The sequence below is a fragment of the Streptomyces sp. NPDC058678 genome, assembly GCF_042714835.1.
Classification (GTDB): domain Bacteria; phylum Actinomycetota; class Actinomycetes; order Streptomycetales; family Streptomycetaceae; genus Streptomyces.
Map to the genome: position 1 here is coordinate 114366 of NZ_JBHXSG010000007.1, position 25487 is coordinate 139852.

Below are 25487 nucleotides of genomic sequence, written 5' to 3' on the forward strand. Positions count from 1 at the left end.
CTTGAAGAGAGGTCACAGCTCCCCCATCCGCCGGATGACGGGAGCCACCCGCTGCACCCCGTGCCGGTAGGCGCCGCGCGCCGCGCGGCGCACGATCTGCCGGACCGGGCCCGGCTCCCTGTCGGCGGCGGGGGCGCCGGGCAGCGGGCTGCCGTCCGGGCCGAGGTGGTGGCGGGCGAGGATGCCGGGCAGGTAGCCGGGCGCGGTCGCGGGTGTGTAGTACGGGGTGAGCGGGGGCAGTTCGGGCGCGGCCAGCAGCTTGGTGATCCGCTCCCGCGCCGCGTCGAAGGCGTGGGCGTACGCGCCTCCCTCGGAGGTGTGACCCCCGGCCGCGACACCCTGCCGGGCCACCCACTCCTCGTCGGGCGCCGGCCGGTGACCGGCGTCGAGCTGGTCCCAGGAGGCGAGGCAGCCGGAGCCGACGAAGTGGTGGTTGCCGAGCACCTCGCGGACGCCGAGGTCGGTGAGCACCACGGTGGGAATGCGGCGGTGCAGTGATTCCAGGGCGGCCGTCGAGCTGACCGTGACCAGCAGGTCGGTGCGGTCGAGCACCTCGCCCATGTGGCCGTAGACCAGACGGAAGTTGGGCGGCAGGTCGGCCCGCTGCGCCAGCTTCTGGTACGGCAACTCCTCGATGTGCGTGGTGTGTTCGCCCGGCTTGGAGCGCAGCTTCAGCAGTACCTCGCGGTCGGGGTGCGTCCGGGCGTGCCGGACGAGCCGCTCCAGCAGGTACGTACGGTCCTTGCGGCTGTCCGGGACGGACGGCTGGGCGGCGAAGACCACCGTGTAGGGCCTGCGCCCTTGCTCCGCGGAGGGGGCGTGCTCTCCCGCGTAGGGGGCTCCGCCGAGGAACGGGAGTGCCACCTCGGTCACCGACGAGGCGTCGGCGCCCACTCCCTCGTAGACCGCGCGGAAACGCTCGGCGTCCTGGCGGGAGTTGGCGAGGACGAGGTCGGCGCCGTGCCGCAGCAGGAGGCCGTCGGCGAGCTTCTCGTAGACGACACCGACATAGCCGGTGACGACGACGGGACGCTTCTGACGACCCTCCCAGACCCGCCCCAGCCCGTGCAGCATCGCCTGGACGCCGCCGCCGACGAGGGCGATGACGACGACGTCGTACTCCTCCTCGGCCATGGCGCGCAGGAACTCGACCGCGGTGACCTCGCGCAGCGAGTCGGCGCGCACCCCCACTTCCTCCAGCTGGCGGGGCGTGGGCGTGGCCCGGCCGCGCAGCAGGAATCCGCTCAGGGCGGGGCCGGCTTGCGCGTCGTCGCGCGCTGCGGCTTCCATGGACGGGCCCGGCGTGATGCGGTCCGCGGTCAGCGCACCCCATTTCCAGCGGGTGTCCGAGTCCGCGAGGACGGCGATTCGCGGGGTCCTTCTTGTACTTGGTGGCACGAGGAAGACGCTAGGAAGCAATTTCTAGGTGCGGCCCAACCGGGAATCAACGAAAAGTTAACAACAGCCCACCGAGAGCCGAACTGGCCCGTGGAAAAGCGAAAAGTACAGGGGATCCACCATTCCGACACACGGAGTTCACCCCCTGTACGGTCACCGTACGGTTCCGCTGCCGGACCGGCTCCTAGGGTTTTGCGGGTGCCAAAGCTTTCCGTGATCGTGCCGTTCTACAACGTGCAGCAATTCGCCCCGGACACCCTCAGAAGCCTTCAAATGAACGCCCGGCCCGACTTCGAGTTCGTGCTGGTCGACGACAAATCGACGGACGAAACCCCGGCCATTCTCGAACGCGCTGCCGAGGAGCTTTCCGATGTCGCCCAGGTGCGTTATATCCGCCATGAGCGGAACGGTGGGCTCGCCACCGCCCGCAACACCGGCCTGGATGCCGCGCAGGGCGAGTACCTGACGTTCCTGGACGGCGACGACTGGCTGGCCCGCGGCCACCTCGCCGAACTGGTGTCGGCGATCGAGGGGTTGGGCTGCGACTTCGTCCGCACCGACCATGTGCAGGCCACCGCCCGCGCCCGGACCGTGCACCGGGCCCCGGTGGGCAGACGCGGTGAGGTGCTGAACCCGCGTGAGGCGATCCTGCCGGCGGACCGGACCACCTCGGTGGACTACGCCTACGCCTGGGCCGGCGCCTACCACCGCCGCCTGCTCGACCGGGGCCTGCTGCACTTCACCGACGGGCTGCGCACGGCCGAGGACCGGCCGTGGATCTGGAAACTGCACCGCGAGGCCGAGTCGTTCGCCGTGGTCAGCCTGCTGGGCGTGTTCTACCGGCGTGGGGTCGCCTCCTCGCTGACCCAGATCGGCGACGCCCGCCAACTCGACTTCATCCGCGCCTTCGACCAGGTGATCGAGGAGACGGCGGCGGACCCGGACGCCGGCCGGCTGCTCCCCAAGGCGGTGCGCACCTACTGCGCGATCATCGCCCACCATCTCTCGGACGAGTCCAAGTGGGAGCCGACCGTGGCCAAGCGGTTGCTGGCGATGAGCGCGGCGGCGATGCAGCGCATGCCGCAGGACGCGCTCGGTGACGTACTCGAGACCATGGACATGCGCCGCTCCTCCAAGCTGCGGCGGCTGCGGCGCCGGGTCACCACAGCGAAGGCGGCCGCCTGATGCCCGGCACCACGCAGATCTTCTGCGCCTCGACCCTGTACGGCGCCGCCACCCTGGCCGCCGCGATCGACTCCGACCTGTTCGCCGAGCCGGACCGCCGGGTGCTGCTGGTCTTCAACAACTCCACCACCCCGGAGACCACGCCGGCCCTCGACGAGATGCCGGGCTTCGAGCCGCTGCGCAGCCACTTCGACGACGTACTGTCCTGGAACCAGGCCATCAGCCCCTTCCACCCCGGCTCCTGGACCCCGCGCCCCGACGACGTGCCGCTCTTCGAGCGCTATCTGCGGCTGCTGTGGGGTCTCGGCGAGGACCGCGTGGAGCTGGTCCTGGAGTCCATCCAGGTCACCCCCGCCCTCACGGTGGCCCAGCTGTTCACCGGCGCGCCCGTCGAGGTGTACGCCGACGGCCTGATGAGTTACGGCCCCACCCGCAACAAGCTCGACCCGCTGGTCGGCACCCGGGTGCGCCGGCTGCTGCACCTGGACCTGGTGCCGGGGCTCACGCCGATGCTGCTGACCGAGTTCGCGGTGCCGGCGCAGGTGGTGCCGACGTCGGCGTTCCTGAAGGTGCTGAACGAACTCGCCGTGTCGCTCCCGGAGTTGCCGGTGCTGCCGGACAACGCGGCGCTGCTCCTCGGCCAGTACCTGTCCGCGCTGAACATCCTCTCCCCCGCCGAGGAGGAGGACCTGCACGTGCGGATGATGCGGGGCGCGGTCGAGCGCGGGCACCGTACGGTCGTCTTCAAGCCGCACCCCACCGCGCCGGCCCGCTACAGCCGCGCCCTGGAGACCGAGGCCGGGAAACTGGGCGTGGACCTCACCGTCCTGGACACCCCCGTTCTCGCCGAGGTGCTGTTCGAGAAGGCGCGACCGGGGCTGGTGATCGGCTGCTTCTCCACAGCTCTCTTCACGGCGTCCGCGTTCTACGACCTCCCCGTCGCCCGCATCGGCACCGAGCCGCTGCTGGACCGGCTGACGCCGTACCAGAACAGCAACCGGGTCCCGGCCGTGCTGGCCGACGCGGTGCTGCCGGACGTGGAGTCCCGCAAGGGCGAGGACCCCATCCCCACCGAGGACCTGAACGGCCTGGTCACCGCCGTCGGCTTCACGATGCAGCCGCAGATCCACCCGGGCCTGCGCCCGGCGGCGGAACGCTACCTCGCGAAGCACTTCGGCCCGCGCACCCGGCGGTACTTCAAGCGCAAGCGGCTCACCTCGCTCGGGCTGCCCGGTGGCGTTCCGGAGCGGCTGGCGTTCCTGCCGCACAGCGCGACGGCCCGCCGGGTGGTGCGGCGGGCACGGGCGCTGAAGAAGGCCGTGAAGCGCTGAACGAAGCAGGGGTGAACCATGGGGGACCTGGAGATGTCCCTCGAGAAAAGGCCAGGTCACGCGCCCGTGATCTGGCCTTTCCAGGCTTTGCGGAGCCTGTGCCAGGCCATGACCGCGGCTCTACCATCGCGGGATGCGTATCCCCCAGCTCGAACAAGCCAATGCCCGCATGCTGGCCCACGCACCATCCGTCCGGCCGGTCTCCACGGGCGACATCATCCGCACCCACCGCAAGAAGTTCCCGTACCGGGGCTTCGCGGAGATCGACTCCCCTTACGGCCCGCCGTTCGTCATGTTCTGCGTGAACGACGACGCGGTCGCCCTCGACACCCTGTGGAACGGGAAGTTCGGCTACGAGCCCGGCAGCCTCGCCACCTGGGCCGCCCTTGCCGCGAAGAGCGCGACCATCGCCGACGTCGGCGCGCACGTCGGGTACTTCTCGCTGATCGCGGCACTCGCCAACCCGAACGCCAAGGTGCACGCCTTCGAGCCGGTGGACCAGGTCCACGCCCGGCTCTCGGTGAACGTCCGCTCGAACAACGTCCAGAACGTGAAGCTCTACCAGGCCGGGGTGTCCAGCAGCGCGGGCTGGGCCGACATCAGCGTCCGCTTCTCGGGAAACCTGCTCTCGACCGGGTCGACCTTGGAACACGCCGCCGCCGACGCCCAGCTGAAGCGGATCCAGCTGATGCCCCTCGACGAGGTGTTCGCCGACACCCGGCTTGACCTCGTCAAGATCGATGTCGAGGGTCACGAGATGGCGGTCCTGCAAGGAGCACGGCAGGTGCTGAAGCGCGACCGGCCGACCGTGATGCTCGAAGCGCTGCGGGACGCACCGCTGGACACACTCCTCGCCGAGTTCGACCCCCTCGGCTACGACTCCCACTGGGTCACCGAACACGACGGGACGCTCGTCCCGTGGTACGCGCCTCGTCCGCCCAAGACACGGAATCTGCTCTTCACCCCTCACGACTGAGCCGGGTTCAAGCGAAACGGGGAAGACAGCTCCCGGACGCGATGTGTTCGGGGCAGGTTCACTGAGCGCGCATAGCTTCCCCAAATGCTGCAAACAGCTTTCACGTTCATCCCGTACGGCCCCGGGGACCGGCGGAGATGACCCAGCAGGACATCCGGCCGCCCGCCCGCGTCCCGGCTCCCGTCGCGCTCGCGGCGGTCGAGCCGGGACCGGCCCGCCGGCCGTTGGTCTCGTACGTGCTCCCGGTCTACAACGAGCGGGACGGTATCGCCGCCTTCCACGGCGAGCTGACCGCCGCCCTCGCCGGGCGTCCCGAGCTCGACTTCGAGCTGGTGTACGTCAATGACGGGTCCGGTGACGGGTCGCTCGCGATCCTCAAGGGCCTCGCGGAGCAGGATCCGCGCGTCCGGGTGGTCGACCTCGCCCGGAACTTCGGGCACCAGATCGCCATCACGGCCGGGCTCGACGTCGCCGGGGGCGACGCGGTGATCGTGATGGACACCGACCTCCAGGATCCGCCCCGGGTCAGCCTGGAACTGGTGGACGCCTGGCTCGAGGGCCACGACATCGTGCACGCGCGCCGGCGCAGCCGGCAGGACAGCGCGTTCAAGCGGGCCACCGCGCACCTGTACTACCGCGTGCTGCGGGCCTCCACGGACGTGGACATCCCGCTGGACACCGGGGACTTCCGGCTGCTGGACCGCAAGGTCGCCGCCGAACTGCGCAGGTACCGTGAGCGCAGTCGTTTCGTCCGCGGCATCGTCGCCTCGATGGGCTACCGGCAGACCGAGGTGGCCTTCGACCGCGACGAACGGTTCGCGGGCGAGACCAAGTACCCGCTGCGCAAGATGGCCCGGCTGGCGGTCGACGGGGTCACCAGCTTCTCCACCGCGCCCCTGAAGATGATCACCCGGCTCGGTTTCGTGGTGCTCGCGCTGTCGCTCGTCGGCATCCTCTACGCCCTGGCGATGAAGTTCTTCCGGCCCGACATCACCGTCTCCGGCTGGACGATGCTGATGTGTGTGGTGCTGTTCCTCGGCGGCACCCAGATGCTGTCCCTGGGCGTGATCGGGGCGTACATCGGGCGGATATACAGCGAGACGCAGGGGCGTCCGCTGTACCTCGTGCGCGAGGTGATCGGCGGTCCGGGCGACGATGACTGAGACCACCGCCACGATCGACGCGGCTCCCGAGAAGCAGCACCGCACCCTGCGCCAGCTCCTGAGCTACACCCTCATCGGCGGCAGCGGTGTCGCCCTCGACTTCGTCGTCTTCCTGCTGCTGCACAACCTCACCGGGATGGACGAGCAGCTCGCCAACGCGCTCAGCACCACCCTCGGCATCGCCAACAACTTCGTGCTCAACGCGCTGTTCACCTTCGAGCGGCGGGACCGGATCCTCCTGCGCTTCCTGCGCTTCTACGCCGTCGGGCTGACCGGCATCGCCTTGACGAACCTGCTCTTCCTCGTCTTCACCGACGGGCTGGGGATCGACGCCAACCTGGTCAAGGCGGGTTCGCTGCCGCTGGTCCTGGCACTCCAGTTCGTGCTCAACAGAAAGTGGAGCTTCGCATGAACCTCGGCATCATCGGCGCGGGTGCCACCGGCCTCACCGCCGCCTGGGACGCCGTACGCGCCGGCCACCAGGTCACCGTCCTGGAGGCGGCCGACGAACTGGGCGGCCTCGCCGCCTCGTTGGAGGTGGGCGGCGTTCCGCTGGAGCGCTTCTACCACCACATCTTCCGCAGCGACAAGGCGATGATCGCCCTGATCGAGGAGCTGGGCCTCGCCGACGCACTGCGCTTCCACAAGCCGACCACCGGCATCTACCGGGGCGGGAAGCTCATCGACTTCACCACCCCGTTCGACATGCTGCGCTTCCCGGAGTTCTCGCCCGTCGACGCGGTGCGGTTCGCCGGTTCGTCGGCGGCGCTGAAGGCGATCCGCAACGGTGAGCGGTTCAGCGACCTGACCGCCCTTGCCTGGTTGCGCCGCTGGGCGGGCAAGAAGGCCACCGGTGCGATCTGGGAGCCGCTGCTGCGGGGAAAGTTCGGCGACCGGGCCGAGCAGGTGTCGATGGCCTGGCTGTGGGCCCGTATCCACTGCCGTACGTTCGAACTCGGTTATGTGGACGGCGGGTTCGAGCGGGTGTACGCGGCGCTGCGGGACGGTGTCGAGGAGCGCGGCGGCAAGGTGGAGTTCGGCAAGGCGGTCGAGTCGATCCGGCAAGAACAGCGAGAACAGCGAGAGGGGGACGAGGCGCCCGCGGTCGTGCGGTGCGCGGACGGTTCGACGTACGCGTTCGACCGGCTGCTCGTCACCACTCCGCAGCCCGCCTTCGCCAAGGCGGCCGGGCTGCCGTCCGAGGACACGGTGTGGAAGAACCAGTACCTGGGCGCGACCTGCTTCGTGCTGGAGCTGGACCGCAGCGTGATCCCGTACTACTGGCTCAACATCAACGAGCCGGACTTCCCGTTCCTCGCGGTGGTCGAGCACACGAAGATGATCGACCCGTCGGTGTACGGCGGCCGGCACATCCTCTACGTCGGCAACTACGTGGAGCGCGAGGACTGGCGGTTCACCTCCGAACCGGCCGAGCTGCTGCGGAAATTCGTGCCGTATCTGCGGCGGGTCAACCCGGACTTCGACGAGTCCTGGATCAAGGACTGGCACTTCTCGAAGGCCGGGTTCGCGCAGCCCGTCGTGACGCCCGAGTACCGGGCGCTGATCCCGGCTCACGAGACGCCGATGAGCCGGGTCACGCTGGTGACGATGGCGCAGATCTACCCGCAGGACCGGGGGCAGAGCTACTCGGTGGAGCTGGCCAGGAAGGTCACCGCGGCACTCGGGCTGCGGTGACCTTCGGCCCTACTTGCGCCGGCACAGCACCGTCATCGTGCCGGCGCTCGACGGCGGGCAGTCGTACACCGCGGTGATGCGCCGCCACAGTGCCGGGTCGACCTTGGCGGGGCGGAACCAGGCGCGGTCGAGGATCGCGTACGGGGCGGTGCCGTGGTCGACGCAGTCGGCGTTCTCGCGGTACGACTTCAGCTCGGTGACGTCCGCGAGGTAGCGGGTGCGCTGGAGGAACGTGGCGATGGGGTAGCGGCACCGGGCCGGGTGGTCGACGTAGTACGTGGTGTCGCCGAAAGCGAGGTAGAGCACCGGGGCACCGGCGGGCATCTCCGCCCGCAGCCGGTCGGCCTCCGCCTCGCTGTTCCGCATCCCCTTCAGGTACTCGGCGCTGGTCATCCTGACCTTGCCGTACTGGACGAGGTGCGGGGAGCCGGGCCAGATGCTCGCGGCCAGGCACACCACACCGGCCAGGGCGACCGGCCACAGCGGGCGCGCCGGACGCCCCGCCGTCGCCCGTGCGCGCAGGACGTCCACCAACGCGGCCAGCAGGGCGAGCAACGCGAACGCCCAGGCCACGTACGGTCGTTGCAGCCCCGTCGGCGCCTGTGCGTACAGCACGGGCAACGCGCCGTACAGCAGCGACACGACCCCGAAGCACCACGGCGGCGAGCGCCGGGCGCCGCCCACGGCGAGGCCCCACAGCATGGCGGCGAGGACGGGCATCTGGGCGCCGTGGTACAGGAACCAGTTGCCCTGCACGATCACGACCGCCTGGGCGCCGAGGCCGATCGTCAGGGCGATGAGGAGCAGTTCGAGCCGTCGGGCCCGCCCTGACACCCGGGACAGGACCAGCAGCAGCGCTCCGGGCAGGAGGAGCAGCACCGGGCTCTCCACGGCCCGGTCGGCCAGGAAGTCCACGGAGCGGTCGAGGATGAAGGCCGGGCGGATGCCGGTGCGGCTCAGTGCCGACTGGTTGATCTGCGGCATGTCCTCGGTCCACTGCCACTCGTGCGACCCACCGAGCAGACTCAGCCCGAACAGGGCCAGCGCGGCGGGCAGGCCGACGAGGGCGAGCCGTACGGCCCGGCCCCGGTCGGCGGCGTACACGAGCAGGACGCCGATCGCGGCCGTGGCGGCGGTCGAGTACTTCATCATGACCGCGAGGCCGAAGGGCAGCGCGGCGAGCAGGGCCGCCGGCCAGGGCCGGGACGGGCCGAGCGCGGCGGCGACGGCGAACGCCGTCAGGACCACGGCGGCCCACTCCGGCTGGAGGAAGTCGTTGCGGGGCGCGAGGGCCAGGGCGAGGCCGGTGGCGCCCGCGGTGAGGGCCGCCTCGCGGCCGGTGAGCCGTCGCCGGAGCACCACGTACAGCGCGTGGGCGGCCGCGGCGGCGAGCAGGACGCCCGCCACTCCCATCAGGGCCTCGCGGGCCGTCGTACCACCGAAGGTGAGCCGGTCGAGGCCGGCGATGAACCACCGGTAGAAGTACGGCCGGTGGGTGAAGACCTCCGACGGTGAGTAGCCTGCCGCGCGGCCGGTGCGCAGGGCGCCCAGGACGTAGTGCAGGTCACCGGTGAGGCGGCGGGTGGCCACGGTGTACACCACGGCCGCCGCGGCGGGCAGGGCGACCAGCGGCCACCAGTACGGTGACCGGCGGCCGCCCCGGCGTGGCCGTGCCTCCGGGGCGGCCTCGTCGGCCAGGACGGTCGCCATCCGTCAGCCGCCCAGGATGGCGCGGAGGTCGGCCGCGTTCGCCTCGGTGACCTTCCAGAGCTCCTGCTGCCGGCCGTGCACGTCGGCGACGGTCGCCGCGTGGTCGGCGAGGAGGTCCTTGGAGCGTTCCACCAGGCGGGCGGCGAGGTGGCGGTCGTGGACGGAGACGCCCCACTCGGGGCGATCGATGTCGCGCAGGAAGTACGCCATCTTCGGGTGCGAGATCAGGCTGATGACGGGTGTGCCGACGCCGAACGGGATCATGCCGGCGTGGCCGCGCATGCCGATCACCAGCTTGGTGCGCGCGTACAGCTCGCGGATCTCGTCGTTCTCGAAGTCGTACATCGGGATGACGGGCAGCGAGATGCCGTGCTCGCGCCGCAGGTCGAAGGCGATCTTCTCGTCGTCGAGCGAGTGCGCCACGCACTTCACCTCGGCGAGCTCGCCCAGGTCCCGTACCGCCTGGGCCATCTGGGCCAGGAAGTAGTCGTAGTCGTGGCCGAAGCGCAGGCCCGCGCGGTCGTAGGCGGCGTTGATCAGGATGGTGTCGTCGCGCGTCGACGGGTCCTGCCAGCCGTCCACGAGCTGGCGCATCACCGTCGTGGGACAGGGCTGGAAGCGCACCTTGTCGTGCAGGTGCGCCGGGATCATGGCCCGCACCTTCTCGATCGAGCCGTGGTTGCGCAGCCCGAAGAAGGACGACTTCTCGACGAGCAGGCGCAGCGACTCCCGGAACCGGCCCGCGCGGTACGACTGGCCGTCGAAGGCGTTGAAGCCCACGGCGAAGACAGCGATCGGCACGTCGACGCGGTTCAGCAGCTCGTCGGGGACGTTCCACTGCCAGGCGCTGTTGCCGTTGGGCATGGTGTCCGGGATGAACAGGCCGCCGCCGCCGATGACCAGGCCGCGCCGGGAGTTCACGCGCTCCAGGGCCGCCTCGTCGAACAGGCGGTGGGCGTGCACGGAGTGCCAGCGGCGGGAGCCGGTGTCCGGGCCGAAGGCGAGGCGGACGGTCTCGGGGAGGAGTTTGTCGCCCGCGTTGCCCTGCCGGTCCATGTAGAAGGCGACGTGCGCGAGCTGTTCCTCGGCGGCGCCCTGCTCCTGGGAGGGCAGGCCGGAGGCGCGCTGCGCCCACAGCCGGCTGGAGCGGTGGGTGATGTCGACGGACAGACCGGCGGTGGCGTACTCGAAGGCCGCGGTGTTGTCGCCGTGCACCCAGGCCATCTGGGCGAGGCGGGCGTAGGCGGTGGCGGCCCGGTTGGGGGCGGCGGTGGCGAGCAGTAGTTGGGCCTTGGCCTCGTCGTAGCGCGAGACGCTCATCAGGGCGTGGCCGAGCACCTCGTGCGGCCAGGCCGCGTCCAGCGGGATGCGCACGCTGCTCAGGATGTCGACGGCGTCCTGGTAGTCGCCGGTCGAGATGTGCGCGGCGGCGACCTTGCGGGCGGCCTCGACGTCCCCGGTGCGGGCGACGTGCGGGGTGCCGTAGTGGACGAGGAGGTCGTGGTGGAGGCCGCCCGGCTTCGCGAGGTACTCGGTGTGGAAGTCGGCGTCGGACAGCTCGAACTCGCGCCAGCGGTCCTCGGCCTGGCTGTAGCCGGCCTCGCCGCCCTGCCACGGCTTGTGGCGGCCGGTGAAGTGCAGGATCGCGGTGTCGTCGGGGACCGGAAGGTCGCCGGAGAGGCGCCGCTTGACGAAGTTGTAGCGCGGGTCTAGGCGGATGAAGTCGCCGTCGAGGACCGCGTTGAGGATGCCCTGGTCGTGCTTGTCGAGCTCGTAGTCGCCACTGCGGCCGCAGCGGTCCAGCTTGGCGCAGAACTCGTCGCTCAGGTACTCGCGTTGGATGACCAGCAGACCGGAGTTGAGCTTGTGCTGCCCGTAGAAGAACTGCGACACGGCCGCGAGGCCCTCGCGCAGCCTGAGCAGTTCACTGAGGTCACCGAGGACGACCATGTCGGTGTCGAGGGTGATGACGGTGTCGTACTCGCGCAGGCGGAAGACGTCGAGGATGAAGTACGCCTTGCGGACCAGGTAGTTGTCCTGGTCGCCCTTCTTGTACGAGTCGTAGTGCTCGGCGTTCACGCGGCGCAGCACGATGCGCGGGTGCAGGTCGCGGATCTTCGCGATGGAGCCGGGGCGCAGGTCGTCGTAGAGGACGACGAAGTCCTCGCACACGCCCGGGTTGGACAGGGCGAGGCTGCGCAGCAGGACGAGGAAGCCGGGAAGGTAGTTCTCGTCGACGTAGCTCGCGAAGGCGATGCGGCGCTTGCCGGTGAGGGCGTGCGCGTCGGTCGCCGGGGCCAGGGGCGCGGCGGCCCCGGTCAGGGAGGTCGTGGTCATCGCAGGGAGATCCTCATGTCGGTCACGCTCTGGGCCCGCTGCATGACCCATGCCTTCTCGCTGGTGTATTCGTGCACGGAGGTGATGGCCAGCTTCATCGCTTCCTGGACGCGGTAGGCGCCGCTCTCGTAGAAGTCGAAGCCGATCAGGTCGAGGGTCGGACTGACGTCGAGGAAGTCCAGCAGGAACAGCATGTTGAAGCCGGTGGTCGGGATGCCCGACCAGACGTCGGTGCCGAGCTTGCCGATGTTGCGCACGGGCCAGCGCAGGGACTCGTCGCCGAGGTGGGTCTGGGCGCCGGGGACCAGGCGGTTGCGCAGCGAGTGCTTCCAGTCGCCGGAGACGCCGCCGAAGACGAGCCGGGTGTCGACCCGCTTGTCCCAGTTGAAGCCGTGCTTGTGGATCGTGGCGTGGATGTCGGTACGGCTGCCGGTGTGCTTCGGGTCGATCCGGTACGAGTTGAAGCGCACCACGAGGTCGTACGCGTCGATCTCCGCGCCCATCGAACTGGCGCCGACCCGCCCCGAGTTGGCGATCAGGCAGACCGATTTTCCGGCGATCCGGTTACGGAACTCGCCGAGGCTGATCCACTGCACCCCGCCGACGGTGGGGTCGTCGACCGGGCCGCGCATCCGGGTGCGGCGCTGCTCGGCGTAGAGGGCGATCGCCTCGGTGAGCGCGGGCAGGTCCCCGCTCTCGGTGGACTCGGCGATGCGCAGGTCGAGGTACTGGCTGATGAGTTCCTGCCGGTCGGTGGCCGGGGCATCCTCGGCGGCGAGGCACAGGAGCGCTCCCACGAGCCGGGGCTCGGCGGCCTGCCAGTCACCGACGGCGTGCGCGGCAAGACCCTCGGCCCAGAGGTCGGTGGCGGGGCCGCGGGCGAACTGTTCGGCGCGCGGGCACTGGCGGCGGAGCAGGCTCAGCAGCTCCCGCTCCCTCTCCCCCGCGGTGCGCATACCGGTGATGCGGGCGCGGACGCCGAAGCCGTCGTCCTCGGTGAGGGCGAGATACCGCTCGTACGCCTCCACCGCCTCCTTGTCCTCACCGAGGGCCTCCAGGAGGCGGGCGCGCAGTCGCCAGCCGGCCCGGGAGTTCTTGCGCTGGGCGAGGACGGTGTCGCTGATGACCAGCGCGAGGTTCAACTCGTCGTCGTAGCCGCACTCCAGCGCCTTGTTGGCGACGGCGAGCAGGGCGTCGAGGAGTTCGTTGCCGATGCCGGCGGAAGGCGTCGCGGCGCCCTTGACCGCCCGCTTGAGCAGAGCGGTGGCACCGGCCGGGGCGGGTGCGGGGGCGACGGTCGAGGTGGTGCCCCACACGACCAGCAACTTCCGCAGTTGCTCGGCGAGTTCCACGCGGCGTCGGTCGATGCTGCCGACGAGTTTGCCGCTGTGCGCCGCGCAGGCGCGCAAGCAGTCGTCCAGCCCCCCTCCGCGCACACGTGCCCGTCTGTTCTGGACCCTCGTCATGGCACTCCTGAATTTTGCCGCAGCTATGTTGCGCGATTCGCTCTTTATCGGCCCGTGGGGGAGGTTGAGAGAAAGTTAGGAAACGAAGGCGAAGTCCAGGTGAATTCGCAGAGACCACCCGGACAACCGTCACCCCGCGGACCACGACATCCCTGTGATTCGGACTAATGTGCCGCGAGTACCTCAGGAGTGCCCGCGCGTCGACCAAGGGGAATTTCGTGACCAGCATGTCCGTCAGGCCGGTGCCCGACGCGCCCGCACCCCCTCGGCCGGATCGGCCGGCCCGCCGGGAATCCCGGCTGCGCGCCCTCGACGGACTGCGGCTGATCGCGGCGCTGATGGTGGCGGCCTATCACTACGGCGGCCGGGGCGGCGAGATCACCCGGGCCTGGGGAAGTTCACCGAAAGAGCAGTTCCCCACCCTGCACGGCTATTTCGCGTACGGCTGCCTCGGTGTCCAGGTCTTTTTCGTGATCAGCGGATTCGTGATCTGCATGAGCGGCTGGGGCCGGCCCCTGAAGTCGTTCTTCGCCTCCCGCGCCGCACGGCTGCTGCCCGCCTACTGGGCGGCGGTCCTGCTCGTGTCCGCCGTGTTCGCGCTGCCGATGGTCGCCTACGCGGCGCTGTCACCGAGCGACACCCTGGTCAACCTGACCATGCTGCAACAGCCGTTGGGCGTCGACCGGGTGCTGGGCGTGTGCTGGACGCTGTGGGCGGAGGTCCGCTTCTACGCGCTGTTCGCGCTGTGTGTCGTCCTGCCCGGGGCCTCGCGGCGGCGCGTGATCCTCTTCTGCGCGAGCTGGACGCTGGCGGCGGCGCTCACGCAGGCCGCCCACCAGCCGCTGCTGGACGTCGTGCTGATGCCCGAGTACGCCCCCTTCTTCATCGGCGGTGTCGGCCTCTACCTCGTCCACCGCGACCGGCGGGACGTCTACGGCTGGGGCATCGTGGCGGTGAGCTTCCTGATCGGGCAGCACTACGCGGTGCGCAGCCTGTGGAACGCGTCCGACCCGAACGCCTTCGCCCACCGCACCTCGCTCGGCATCGTCCTCGTCGTCGCCTTCGGGTTCGTGGCGGTCGCGGCGATCGCGCTCGGCTGGCTGAACTGGGCCGACTGGCGCTGGCTGACGGTCGCGGGGGCGCTGACCTACCCCTTCTACCTCGTCCACGAGCACCTCGGCTGGGTGGTGATCCACGCCCTGCACATCAGCCTCGGCCTGCCGTCGGCGGAGACCTTCGCGCTGACCGTCGCCTCGATGCTGCTGCTGGCGTGGCTGCTGAACCGGTATGTGGAGAAGCCGTTGACGCCGAGACTGCGGGCGGCGCTGGCCAGGGTGCGCTGAGGTCGGCGCGCCGGCCTTCTCCGTCACGAACTCGCCAACGACAACTTCACCGCGAACCCCAGGAACAACGCCCCCGCGGCCGAAGTGGCCCCCGCCGACAGCCGCTTACGACGCCGGAACGCCGCCGCCAGCTTGGTCCCACCGAATATCAGCGCGCTGAGATACAGGAAGCTGGCCAGCTGGGCGAACGTGCCGAGGACGACGAAAGAGAGCGCCGGGTAGGCATATCCCGGGTCGACGAACTGCACGAAGAAGGCGACGAAGAACAGGATCGCCTTGGGGTTGAACAGACTGATGACCAGTGCCCTGCGATACGGCCGCTCGTCGGCGACGGCAGCGGAGGCGTCCTCGACGGTGGCCCTCTCCCGCCGGTCCCGCCACATCCCCCACGCGGCCCGCAGCATCCCGATCGCCAGCCACGTCAGATACCCGGCCCCGGCGTACTTCACGATCCCGAACAGCACGGCGTTCGCCTGGAGCAGCGAGGCGACCCCGGCCGCCGACAGGGTCATCAGCACGGCGTCCCCGCACCAGACCCCGGCCGCGGCCGTGTACCCGGCCCGCACCCCGCGCCGGGCGGCGACGGAGAGGACGTACAGGGAGTTGGGACCGGGCAGCAGGACGATCAGGACGAGTCCTGCCAGATAGGTGGAGAGATCGATGACTCCGAACATGAGAAGGAGTGTCGCACGCAGGTACGACACTCCCCTCAGGTCAGGGTGAAACCGCTGCTCAGAAGGCGTCCGAGGGCACGTAGGTCCCCCAGATCTCGCGCAGCGCGTTGCAGACCTCGCCCACCGTCGCCCGGGCCCGCAGCGCGTCCTTCATCGGATAGAGGACGTTGTCCTCGCCCTCGGCGGCCTTCTTCAGGGCAGCCAGAGCCGAGTCCACCGCCGCCTGGTCCCGCTCCGCCCGCAGCTTCGCCAGCCGCTCCGCCTGCTGCGCCTCGATCGCGGGGTCGACGCGGAGCGGCTCGTAGGGCTCCTCCGTGTCGAGCTGGTAGCGGTTGACGCCGACGACGACGCGTTCGCCGGAGTCGGTCTCCTGGGCGATGCGGTAGGCGCTGCGCTCGATCTCGCCCTTCTGGAAGCCGTGTTCGATGGCCGAGACCGCGCCGCCGAGCTCCTCGACCTTGGCCATCAGCTCGATGGCCGCCGCCTCCACCTCGTCGGTCATCTTCTCGACGACGTACGACCCGGCGAAGGGGTCGACCGTCGCCGTCACGTCGGTCTCGTAGGCCAGCACCTGCTGGGTGCGCAGCGCCAGCCGCGCGCTCTTGTCGGTCGGCAGCGCGATGGCCTCGTCGAAGGAGTTGGTGTGCAGCGACTGCGTACCGCCCAGCACCGCGGCCAGTCCCTGGACGGCGACGCGGACCAGGTTCACCTCGGGCTGCTGGGCCGTCAGCTGCACCCCGGCCGTCTGCGTGTGGAAGCGCAGCATCAGCGACTTGGGGTTCTTCGCGCCGAACTCCTCCCGCATCACCTTCGCCCAGATCCGGCGTGCGGCACGGAACTTGGCGACCTCCTCCAGGATGGTCGTCCGGGCCACGAAGAAGAAGGACAGGCGGGGCGCGAAGTCGTCGACGTCCATGCCGGCCGCGACGGCCGTGCGGACGTACTCGATGCCGTCCGCGAGGGTGAACGCGATCTCCTGCGCGGGAGAGGCGCCCGCCTCCGCCATGTGGTAGCCGGAGATCGAGATGGTGTTCCACTTCGGGATCTCGGCCTTGCAGTACTTGAAGATGTCCGCGATCAGGCGCAGGGAGGGCTTCGGGGGGAAGATGTACGTCCCGCGCGCGATGTACTCCTTCAGCACGTCGTTCTGGATCGTGCCCGTGAGCTGGGAGGCGGTGACGCCCTGCTCCTCGCCCACCAGCTGGTACATCAGCAGCAGCAGGGCCGCCGGGGCGTTGATCGTCATCGACGTCGACACCTTGTCCAGCGGGATCCCGCCGAAAAGCACCCGCATGTCCTCGACCGAGTCGATCGCCACGCCCACCTTGCCGACCTCGCCGCTCGAGATCGGCGCGTCGGAGTCGTGGCCCATCTGGGTGGGCAGGTCGAAGGCGACCGACAGACCCATGGTGCCGTTGGCGATCAGCTGCTTGTAGCGGGCGTTGGACTCGGTCGCCGTACCGAAACCGGCGTACTGGCGCATGGTCCAGGGGCGGCCGGTGTACATCGACGGGTAGACACCGCGGGTGAAGGGGTAGGCCCCCGGCTCCCCCAGCTTCTCGGCCGGGTCCCAGCCCGCCAGGGCATCCGGCCCGTACACCGGCTCGATGGGCAGTCCGGACTCCGACTCGCGCGCCATGGTGTCTTGCCTCCCGCTGAGGTTACTCGCCGGTTACCAACTGGTACGGTCCGACCCTTCGACGGACTGTAGCGGTGGGCGTGCACCCGGTGGAGGGGAGCACGCTGGGACCTTGCTCACAGCACTTTTGAGGTCCCGGTCACAACAATGCCGCGCCGTTCGCAACCAGTCATCCGGGGGCAGACATCTCAGGTGGCATCGGTGCACATCCGTGAGACGACGGGGGTCCGCTTGCGTACTGAGGGCATGGGGAGACGGTTCGCCGCACTGCTGGCCGTGGCCGTGCTGAGCGGTTGCACGGTGCAGGCAGCCGACGGGGACGGCAAGCAGCGCTCGCCGGTGCGCATAGAGGTCCCCGACAAGAGCCCCTCGGCCACCCCGGCGGACGACAAGCCGAGCTCGACGCCCACCACGAGGAAGAGCGAGCCCGCGCCCGAAGTCCTCTGGTCGAAAGGCGACTCCGGCCGGGACGTGCGTGAGCTCCAGGCCCGGCTGCGGCAGGTGGCCTGGCTCTTCGACGGGCCGACGGGGTCGTACGACGACCTGACCGAGCAGGCGGTCAGGGGCTTCCAGGGCAAGCGCGGGCTGCCGAAGACCGGCGAGACCGACACGGTCACCTGGCAGCGGCTGCTGAAGATGACGCGTGAGCCGGGCCAGTGGGACCTCTACCTGATGGGCGGCCAGCCGGCCGACGCACCGGATCCGCGCTGTCTGACCGGGCGGGTGATGTGCATCAGCAAGACCAGCCGGACCCTGCGCTGGATGGTCGACGGGCGGACGGTCACCACGGTCTCGGTCCGCTTCGGCTCGCAGTACACGCCCACCCGCGAAGGCGTCTTCAGCGTCTACTGGAAGTCCCGCCACCACGTGTCGACGCTGTACGACTCGCCGATGCCGTACGCGATGTTCTTCAGCGGCGGCCAGGCCGTGCACTACTCGTCCGACTTCGCGGCCCGCGGATACGCCGGCGCCTCGCACGGCTGCGTCAACGTACGGGACGAGCCGGCCATCGCGGATCTGTTCGCGCAGGTGAGGAACGGGGACAAGGTCGTCGTCCACTGGTGACGCGCGAGAGAGACGGAAGCGCGAGAAGGAGAGACGTGCGGGGCGCGGGCGGGACCGGGGGAACGTGCCCCGCCCGCGCCAAGGTGCACGAGCCGTGAGTACGGGGGGAACCCCGGCTCTGTGCTACGGCCGATGACCAGTCGGCACACTCATTACTGCGCTACGGCGGCCAAAAACGTCACACCCACCGCCGAACTATTTCGACGAAGTCAGCGCGGCTCACGAAATCGCAGGTCAGCGGGGTCTCGGCAGACAGGTCCCGGCAGGACTTGTCGCGATCAGAGCGCGGTGTACGTCGGGCTGGGCGTCGGCCCGTACGAGGTCGTCGCCCGCGTCGGCGCGAGCGGCGTGGTGGACGCGGTGGACGCGGATGCCGACGGCGTGCTGAAGCCGCCGTTCGAGTCGTGGTGGTTGCCGCCGGAGGAGTGGTCGCCGGAGCCGTCCTGGCCGCCGGTGTACCCCTCGCCCTTGCCGCCCCGGTCGTCCTTGACTTCGTTGTCTTCTTGGCCGTTCTGGCCGTTCTCGCCGTCCTGATCGCGCTTGGCGCCCTTGCCGCCCTTGCCGCCGTTGGTGGCGTCCTCGTCGGAGGAGCCGGCGGTCAGCACGCCCTTGCAGTACTTCCACACCCGCGCGGGGCCGCCTGCCGCGGCCTCCAGGGTGCGCCTGCGGTCGGCGCTGAGCTCCTCGCCGTCGCGCACGGCACGGCACGCCGAGGCGGCCCCGCTCCACGCGTCGCCGGAGCGGGGCGGCCGGCCGTCGGCGCCGGATCCGTCGTCCGGCGTGGCCGAGCCGCCGCGCGCGGTGTCGCGCGAGGAGCCCTGCCCGGTGTCGCCGGTGGCGCCGTCCGGGGTGGTCCCGCTCTCGGGGGCGTTCGGCGAGTCGGTCGCCCTCGGGTGGTCCGGTGTCACCGCGGCCGAGACGGAGGCGGCGGGTTCCGGTTCGGATTCGCCGAACGGCAGCGCTCCGGTTCCGGCCGCGACGGCGACCCCGCCCACCATGCCGACGGCCAGCGCGGCGGCCAGCCCGAAGTGCACGGGGCGGGCCCGGCGACGGGGCGGGGCGTCCGGGTCCGGGCCGCCGATGCGGACGAGCCCGGCGTCGGAGCCGCGGCCGCGGGAGCGCCGGCCCAGTGAGGCCCGCGCATCGGCCCCCCGCGCGTCGGCCCGTTCTCCGGCCCGTTCACCGGCCCGCTCGCCGACCCAGTCGTCCACGCGGTCCGTGCGCGCCTGGCGGAAAGCGGCCAACGCGGCGGCCTCACCGGGGAGTTCGGTATCGGCCGGCGGGTCCACGCTGAGCGCGCCGAGGGTCTTGGCGAGCCGTTCGGCCTGGTCGCGGTCTGCCACGTCGACCGCGTCGAGGGACTCCCCGCGCAGCAGACGCTCCGCCGTTTCGCGGTCCAGCCACCGGTCGGGGGTCCGGGCCGCGGCGGAGCCGTCGGAGGACTCCGCGTCCTCCGGGAAGACACAGCGCTCGTCGGCCATCACATGTCCTTCTGCGTCCGCGCACGCGTATCCGTCACACTCGCGGACGTCACCGCGCGTCCGCGCGGTTCTCGCTGGGGCGGCAGGGCGTCGAGCGCGCCCGCCGATTCCGGATCGCCGTCGAGGAGTTCCGCGAGCCGTTTCAGACCGCGGTGCGCGGCCGTCCGTACGGCTCCCGGCCGCTTGCCGAGCGTCTCGGCGGCGGTCTTCGCGTCCAGACCCACGACCACCCGCAGGACGACCGCCTCGGCCTGGTCCTGCGGCAGCCGGGCGATGAGGGAGAGGGTGCTGTCGGTGGCCAGGGCCTCCATGGCCTCGCCCGCGGTGTCGGACTCGGCGGCCCTGCCGGTCAGCTCGGTCTCGTCGCCGCCGACGGCGGGGCGGCGGCCGCGCATGCGTATGTGGTCCAGCGCGCGGTTCCTGGCTATCCGCGCGGCCCAGCCGCGGAAACGGTCCGCGTCGCCGCTGAACCGCTCCAGGTCACGGGCTATCTGCAGCCACGCCTCGGACGCCACGTCCTCGGCGTCGGGATCGCCGACCAGCGTCCTCACGTACCCGAGCAACCGCGGGTGCACCGTGCGGTACACAGTCCGGAACGCGGTCTCGTTCCCGTCCTGTGCAGCAAGCACGGCGGCCGTCAGCTCCGCGTCGTCCCCCAGCACACTGTTCCTCGGTCGATGGTCGCGGCTTCGAACCGCCGATGGTTGCGGTGATCATGCAACTTCCGCGCCCGGCGCGAAAGGCACGTTACGACCTGAAACCGCTGCTCGTCCATGTCCGTACAACATGCGACCACCCTCTGTTGCCGCGAGGGACCGGGCGGGGTGTGACAGAAAACGCAGTCCTGGCGCTGTAGGAAATACGGGCCGCCGCGCGGCCCGTGCCGCGCGACGGCCGGGGCCTCTCCTGTGGGGGGTGGCGGCCCCGGCCGTTGCCGCGGCGGCTAGTTCTTCTTCTCTTTGGCCTTGTCGGCCTTTTCCTGACTGTTGCCGGAGCCTGCGCCCGTCTCGGCGGGGGCGGCGGGCTCGGCGGGCTTGGGAGTCTTCGCGGTCCTGCTCGGCCTGACCGTCTTTCCCGGTTTGCTCTCGGCCGTCGCCCGCGCCAGCTTCTCCGCACAGTAGGCACGCACGTTCGCCTCGCCGCCCGCGGCCGCGAGCAGCCGCCGCCAGGCCGTCGAGTTGAGCGCCTCGCCCCGGCCGCTGACCTGCTCGTACGCACGGCAGTGGGCCTCGGTGTCCTGCGCGGCGTCCGGGCGCCCGGATCGGCCGGAACTCGGTGCGGCGGACGGGCCGCCCGGCCGGGCCTCCGTGCTCGCGGAGGCGTGGGCACGGCCCCGCCCGTCGTCGGCGCCGCCCGAGGAGGAGCCGACCGTGCCGATCGCGGCGACCGCGACACCGCCCAGCGTGAGACTGGCGACGAACACGGACAGCGTGGTCTTCAGCGAACGAGCCGCCCGCCGCTGCTCCCGGGGTCGCCAGTCGTCCCGGCGCCGGGTACGCGTCCGGTGCGCACCCGCGTCCCGGGCGGCCCGGAAGGCGGCCACGGCCCGCTGCTCGGCCTCGGCGTCGACGCCGCGCCCGCGGATGGCGGCGGCGAGCAGGGTCTCCAACGCGGCGGGGTCGGCCGTGGCACCGCTCGGCACCCGATCGTCGGGGCGTACGCGTCGGCGGTCGGGAGCCCCGCTGCCGTTCTGCCGCTCACCCATACCGTGTCCGTTCCCGTCCGGCCCGTGCGGGCCGTTCCGCCTGACCGGAGCGTCCGGTCCGGTCGGCGTCCTGTCGTCACCGTCGCCCGTCATGTCGACTCCCCCAGCGTCCGGGGGCCTTCATCCGTCACACCTTCGCGCGCGTCCTCGCCGCCCAGCTGGCGGGCCAGCCGCTTCAGCCCGCGGTACGCCGCGGTCCGCACCGCGCCCGGCCGCTTGCCGAGGACCCGGGCGGCGGCGGGGCCGTCGAGACCGACGACGACCCGCAGCAGGACGGCCTCGGCCTGGTCGCGCGGCAGACCGCGGACCAGTTCCAGGGCGTACTCCGTGGAGATGGACTCCAGCGCCTGGTCGTGCGTGCTGTGCGAAGCTGGCAGATCCAGTACGTCCTGTTCGAGCGCCGTCGGCCGGGGCCGTACCTTCTGGCGGCGCAGATGGTCCAGCGCCCGGTGCCGGGCGATGGTCGCGCTCCAGCCGCGGAACCCGGCCCCGTCGCCCTTGAACCGGCCGAGATCCCGGGAGATCTCCAGCCAGGCGTCGGACGCCACGTCCTCGGCGTCGTCGCCCACGAGCCCGCGCACGTACCCGAGCAGGCCGGGCTGCACCAGCCGGTAGGCGACCGCGAAGGCGGCCTCGTCACCCTGCTGGGCCCGCGCGACGGCCGCGCCCAGTTCCCCGTCGTACGCCTGCACTCGGCGGGGTTCCCCTCCTTGGCCCAAGAACCGTCCTCGTCCGTACCCGGTCGGCGGCGGATCCGCACACTGCCGATCCGGCTGCCCTTTCCCACGTCCCCCACGGTGATCAGCGCCGCACCTGACGGAAGTGTCACAGCCGCTGGTGGGCCCCACGGTGCTCAGCACCACCGGACCACCGGGGCGCACGGTCACACCACCGCCCGGCGCGCCCGTCCGTGCAGCGTGAGATAGAAGGTCCGCAGCGAATCCTGGGGGTCGCCGGCGTCGAAACGGTTGTGCACCTTGCCGAGCGGGTTCCAGACACGGCCGTCCGGCATGCGTACGCCGACCGGCTGGGCGAAGTACGTGCGCTGGTCGGCGTCGAGGTCCACCCACACCGCCCCCGCGCGGCGCACCAGCACCTCACCGACGTACGCCCCGAGCCCGAGCAGCGTCTCGCGTGCCCGCTCCCGGTCGGCGCCGCCCTTGCGCAGCCCGTCGATCAGGAAGTCGACGACCCGCAGGCTGGCCACCGAGTAGTCCAGCGGCAGTCGGTTGCGTGCGGTGACGCGGGCGACGAAGGCCGTCGCGTACGGCCGCATGTCCCTCGCGCGCACCAGACGTTCGTCCATCTTGTCCATAGAGGCCCCCCTTGCCCGGTATCAAGAGCGCCCGCCTTCGGCGCTCCCCCCTACTGACCAAGCGGCCAGCACCCCACAAACATCACCCGTCACTTACGTCTCCCCCTTTCCGGCGAGGTCAGGTGACGTCCGACCTGACAGGTGCGCTGTGTAAGTGCGACCTGTGTGACAGGTGGTGTTCTCGTGACCTTTTTTAGGGGTGGGGTAGTTGAGTCCTCGCAAGTCCCATGCGTACAGACCGCTGAGCCTTCGGCGCAGAGCCTGGCTGACGGTCGGAGCCGTCGTCCTGAGCGGCGCGGGCGTCGTCACGTACGCGATGGCCGATCAGCCCGCGCGGTCCGACGCCAAGGGCCAGGGCCGCGCGCCGGCCGTGCACACGCTGAAGCTCCGGGACGAGGGCGGAGGCCGCAGGGGCCTGGCCAAACGGGAGACGGACCGTTTCAGCGCGGTGCTGGTGACCTGGGACGACCCCGCCGCGAACGCCAAGGGCACTCCCGAGGTGCGCACCCGTGACCTGACGACCGGCGAGTGGTCCGGCTGGCAGAGGCTGGACAACGAGCCGAACCAGGCCGACGGCGCCGAGCGCGAAGGGGCCGCGGTGCGCGGCGGTACGACCTCGGTGTGGACCGGCGACTCCGACGGCGTCGAGGTGCGGATCGTGAAGGCGGACGGCACGGAGGCGGGCGGCCAGCCGGCCGGCATGGACGTGAAGCTGCTGGATCCGGGGACCGACCCGAAGCGGAGCGTCGCCTCTGACCTGGAGCCGGCCGCGTTCGCGGCGGAGACCCCGGCGGCGACCGGCTCTCCCGGGGCGACCGATTCCCCGACGCCGACCGACTCACCCACGGCGACGGTGCCGCCCACCGACTCCTCTCCCACGGCGACCGTGACGCCCTCCGACTCGGCGACGCCCTCCGCATCCGTCCCGGCGTCCCCGTCGGCCTCGGCCTCCCCGTCCCCCACCGCCACCGTCCCCGCCCCGCGTCCCTCGACGGTCGTCAAGCCACCGATCATCACGCAGGCCCAGTGGGGTGCCTCGACGGACTACGACGGCACGCCGACCTACGGCACCGAGATCAAGGCCGCCGTCGTCCACCACACCGGCGTGGACAGCGACAACACCCTCTCCTGCGCCGAGTCCGCCGCCCGGCTGCGGTCCATCCAGCAGGACCACTTCGCCCGCGGCTACTACGACATCGGCTACAACTTCGTCGTCGACCGGTGCGGGCAGATCTTCGAGGGCCGCAGCGGCGGCATGGACCTGCCGGTGGTCGGCGCGCACGACATCGGCTTCAACACCAACACCGTCGGCATCTCGTACATCGGCAACTTCGAGACGGCCCAGCCCAGCCGGGCCGCGCTCGACGCGATCTCCCGGATCGTGGCGTGGAAGTTCGGGATGTACGGCATCGACCCGACCGGCAAGGTGACGCTGACCTCGGGCTCGGACCTGAACGTCGACGGCAACAAGGTCCCGAAGGGCCAGTCGATCACCCTGCCGCGCGTCTTCGGCCACCGGGACACCAACGCCACGGCCTGCCCCGGCGCGAACCTCTACTCCAAGCTCACCCGAATCGCCCAGGTCGCCAAGACCCCGGGCATCTCGCACGCCCTGGCCACCTCCGACTACGACCGGGACGGCGTCACGGACCTGGTCGCGGGTGTCCCCAAGGCGAACTCGGTCAAGGTGATCCCCGGCGGCGTCGACGGCCCGGTCCCCGCCGCGAAGATCACGCTCACCCAGAACAGCCCCGGCGTCCCCGGCGCCACCGAGTCCGGTGACGCCTTCGGCACCTCCACCGCCTGGGGCGACGTCAACGGTGACGGCTACGCCGACCTCGCCGTCGGCACCCCCGGCGAGGACGACACCAGCGGCACCGACCGCGGCTCGGTCGCGGTCATGTACGGCCCGGCCCTCGACACCGGCTTCTCGTACAGCACCTCGGGGATCACGCCGGCCGGCGCCAGGCTCGGCTCCGCCGTCACCGTCGGCGACTTCAACGGCGACGGCAAGGCGGACGTCTTCGCGGCCGGCACGGGCAAGGGCGGCAACTGGAACGTCCGGCTGGGCAGCGGCAGGTACCAGTACGGCGCGCTCACCTCCGCCACCGGCTCCGTCGCCTACCTGGACGCGGCGACCGGCGACTTCAACCGGGACGGCTACGCGGACGTCGCCCTCAACTACCGCGACACCGGCGGCATCGGCCGTGTGGTCCGCTTCGCGGGCTCGGCGACCGGCCTGACCAAGGCCGGGGTCATCTCCGTCCGGGGCGGCCGCTCCATCGCCGCGGGCGACGTGAACGGCAACGGCTACGACGACATCGTCATCGGCCAGCCGGTCGCCTCCGAGTCCGGCGGCATCTCGGGCGGCCAGATCACCATGGTCCCCGGCACGTCGACCGGCTTCACCACCACCGGCATGACGACCGTCCACCAGGACACGACGGGCGTCCCGGGCGGCAACGAGTCCGGCGACGCCCTCGGCACCTCGGTCTCGGTCGGCGACTACAACGCCGACGGTTACGCCGACGTCCTCGCCGGCGCCCCCGGCGAGGACCTCACCCGCGACGGCGTCAACCGCGCCGACGCGGGCAACGCGATCCTGGTCAGGGGCAGCGTCTCCGGCCTCACCGGCTCCGGCTCGGTCGGCGTCTCGCAGGACACGTCCGGCATCCCCGGCGCCACGGAGACCGGCGACCGGTTCGGCTCGTCCGTGTCCCTGTCCGACCTGTCCGGCCACGGCCGCGCGGACCTGGCTCTCGGCGCGGACGGCGAGGACGGCACCGACGGGATCCTCCTCCACGTGCCGAGCAACAGCACGGGCCTCGGCTACGCCGACTCCGTCATCTACAGCAAGACCACCCTCGGCACTCCGACCGACGGCCGCCTCGGCCAGACCCTGACGCCGTAATCCGCCCCCGGCGAACGCGGGCGCTCTACCCGGCCTCGGAGCAACCGCAGGCCGGGTAGAGCGCCCTGCCGATCAGCGCGAGGTTTCCAGGCG

At 71.0% G+C, this 25487-nt stretch carries 20 protein-coding genes; 9 read left to right on the forward strand and 11 right to left on the reverse strand.

Features of this window, described 5'->3' with window-relative positions:
- Positions 1-12 precede the first annotated feature (12 nt).
- On the reverse strand, positions 13-1398 hold the full coding sequence (locus ACFWWR_RS09675; protein ID WP_383871454.1) for a DUF6716 putative glycosyltransferase: 1386 nt from the start codon (positions 1396-1398) through the stop codon (positions 13-15).
- A gap of 198 nt (positions 1399-1596) precedes the next feature.
- Here ACFWWR_RS09675 and ACFWWR_RS09680 point away from each other — a divergent pair, with 198 nt between their 5' ends.
- The 6 genes from ACFWWR_RS09680 to ACFWWR_RS09705 all read left to right on the forward strand — a co-directional run bounded on the left by ACFWWR_RS09680 (position 1597) and on the right by ACFWWR_RS09705 (position 7748).
- Positions 1597-2583 (forward strand): glycosyltransferase family 2 protein, encoded by a 987-nt coding sequence (locus ACFWWR_RS09680; RefSeq protein ID WP_383871452.1) that lies wholly within the window; start codon positions 1597-1599, stop codon positions 2581-2583.
- Complete coding sequence (locus ACFWWR_RS09685; protein ID WP_383871449.1) at positions 2583-3914, forward strand: alpha-2,8-polysialyltransferase family protein; 1332 nt, start codon at positions 2583-2585, stop codon at positions 3912-3914. Before ACFWWR_RS09680 ends, ACFWWR_RS09685 begins: the two co-directional genes overlap by 1 nt.
- Before the next feature lie 133 nt (positions 3915-4047).
- A complete protein-coding gene (locus tag ACFWWR_RS09690; RefSeq protein ID WP_384302690.1) occupies positions 4048-4890 on the forward strand; it encodes an FkbM family methyltransferase in 843 nt (280 codons plus the stop codon).
- 137 nt (positions 4891-5027) lie between these two features.
- Positions 5028-6053, forward strand: coding sequence for a glycosyltransferase family 2 protein (locus tag ACFWWR_RS09695; protein WP_383871444.1), 1026 nt, complete (start codon positions 5028-5030; stop codon positions 6051-6053).
- The gene (locus ACFWWR_RS09700) at positions 6046-6465 is read left to right on the forward strand and encodes a GtrA family protein (protein WP_383871441.1); all 420 of its coding nucleotides are present in this window, start codon (positions 6046-6048) and stop codon (positions 6463-6465) included. Before ACFWWR_RS09695 ends, ACFWWR_RS09700 begins: the two co-directional genes overlap by 8 nt.
- On the forward strand, positions 6462-7748 hold the full coding sequence (locus ACFWWR_RS09705) for an NAD(P)/FAD-dependent oxidoreductase (protein WP_383871438.1): 1287 nt from the start codon (positions 6462-6464) through the stop codon (positions 7746-7748). The genes ACFWWR_RS09700 and ACFWWR_RS09705 overlap by 4 nt, the downstream gene beginning before the upstream one ends.
- A gap of 9 nt (positions 7749-7757) precedes the next feature.
- Here ACFWWR_RS09705 and ACFWWR_RS09710 read toward each other — a convergent pair whose 3' ends face one another.
- Genes ACFWWR_RS09710 through ACFWWR_RS09720 form a run of 3 tightly spaced genes read right to left on the reverse strand, consistent with a single transcriptional unit; the run spans position 7758 to position 13261 of the window.
- On the reverse strand, positions 7758-9458 hold the full coding sequence (locus tag ACFWWR_RS09710; RefSeq protein WP_384302693.1) for a hypothetical protein: 1701 nt from the start codon (positions 9456-9458) through the stop codon (positions 7758-7760).
- Between the two features lie 3 nt (positions 9459-9461).
- Complete coding sequence (locus tag ACFWWR_RS09715) at positions 9462-11795, reverse strand: glycosyltransferase (protein ID WP_383871433.1); 2334 nt, start codon at positions 11793-11795, stop codon at positions 9462-9464.
- On the reverse strand, positions 11792-13261 hold the full coding sequence (locus tag ACFWWR_RS09720) for a glycosyltransferase family 29 protein (RefSeq protein ID WP_383871431.1): 1470 nt from the start codon (positions 13259-13261) through the stop codon (positions 11792-11794). The genes ACFWWR_RS09715 and ACFWWR_RS09720 overlap by 4 nt, the downstream gene beginning before the upstream one ends.
- A 227-nt stretch (positions 13262-13488) precedes the next feature.
- On the opposite strand from ACFWWR_RS09720, the gene ACFWWR_RS09725 reads away from it, so the two are divergent.
- Positions 13489-14604, forward strand: coding sequence for an acyltransferase family protein (locus ACFWWR_RS09725; RefSeq protein ID WP_384302759.1), 1116 nt, complete (start codon positions 13489-13491; stop codon positions 14602-14604).
- Between the two features lie 23 nt (positions 14605-14627).
- Here the strand turns inward: ACFWWR_RS09725 and leuE are convergent, their stop codons facing one another.
- Complete coding sequence (gene leuE / locus ACFWWR_RS09730) at positions 14628-15278, reverse strand: leucine efflux protein LeuE (protein WP_383871428.1); 651 nt, start codon at positions 15276-15278, stop codon at positions 14628-14630.
- 58 nt (positions 15279-15336) lie between these two features.
- On the reverse strand, positions 15337-16917 hold the full coding sequence (locus ACFWWR_RS09735) for a methylmalonyl-CoA mutase (RefSeq protein WP_383871425.1): 1581 nt from the start codon (positions 16915-16917) through the stop codon (positions 15337-15339).
- A 246-nt stretch (positions 16918-17163) separates the two neighbouring features.
- Here ACFWWR_RS09735 and ACFWWR_RS09740 point away from each other — a divergent pair, with 246 nt between their 5' ends.
- Positions 17164-17982: a L,D-transpeptidase family protein gene (locus ACFWWR_RS09740; RefSeq protein ID WP_384302695.1), complete on the forward strand. Its 819-nt coding sequence runs from the start codon at positions 17164-17166 to the stop codon at positions 17980-17982.
- Positions 17983-18260: 278 nt separating this feature from the next.
- Here ACFWWR_RS09740 and ACFWWR_RS09745 read toward each other — a convergent pair whose 3' ends face one another.
- From ACFWWR_RS09745 to ACFWWR_RS09765, 5 genes are all read right to left on the reverse strand, one after another.
- Positions 18261-19463, reverse strand: coding sequence for a hypothetical protein (locus ACFWWR_RS09745; RefSeq protein ID WP_384302697.1), 1203 nt, complete (start codon positions 19461-19463; stop codon positions 18261-18263).
- Complete coding sequence (locus ACFWWR_RS09750; protein WP_383871417.1) at positions 19463-20125, reverse strand: RNA polymerase sigma factor; 663 nt, start codon at positions 20123-20125, stop codon at positions 19463-19465. The genes ACFWWR_RS09745 and ACFWWR_RS09750 overlap by 1 nt, the downstream gene beginning before the upstream one ends.
- Before the next feature lie 281 nt (positions 20126-20406).
- Positions 20407-21261, reverse strand: a complete 855-nt coding sequence (locus tag ACFWWR_RS09755) for a hypothetical protein (RefSeq protein WP_384302699.1) — start codon at positions 21259-21261, stop codon at positions 20407-20409.
- Positions 21258-21887, reverse strand: a complete 630-nt coding sequence (locus tag ACFWWR_RS09760; RefSeq protein WP_384302701.1) for an RNA polymerase sigma factor — start codon at positions 21885-21887, stop codon at positions 21258-21260. The genes ACFWWR_RS09755 and ACFWWR_RS09760 overlap by 4 nt, the downstream gene beginning before the upstream one ends.
- 164 nt (positions 21888-22051) lie before the next feature.
- Complete coding sequence (locus ACFWWR_RS09765; protein WP_384302703.1) at positions 22052-22483, reverse strand: hypothetical protein; 432 nt, start codon at positions 22481-22483, stop codon at positions 22052-22054.
- Positions 22484-22799: 316 nt separating this feature from the next.
- Between ACFWWR_RS09765 and ACFWWR_RS09770 the strand changes: the two genes are divergently transcribed.
- Positions 22800-25394 (forward strand): FG-GAP-like repeat-containing protein, encoded by a 2595-nt coding sequence (locus ACFWWR_RS09770; RefSeq protein ID WP_384302761.1) that lies wholly within the window; start codon positions 22800-22802, stop codon positions 25392-25394.
- Positions 25395-25487 lie beyond the last annotated feature (93 nt).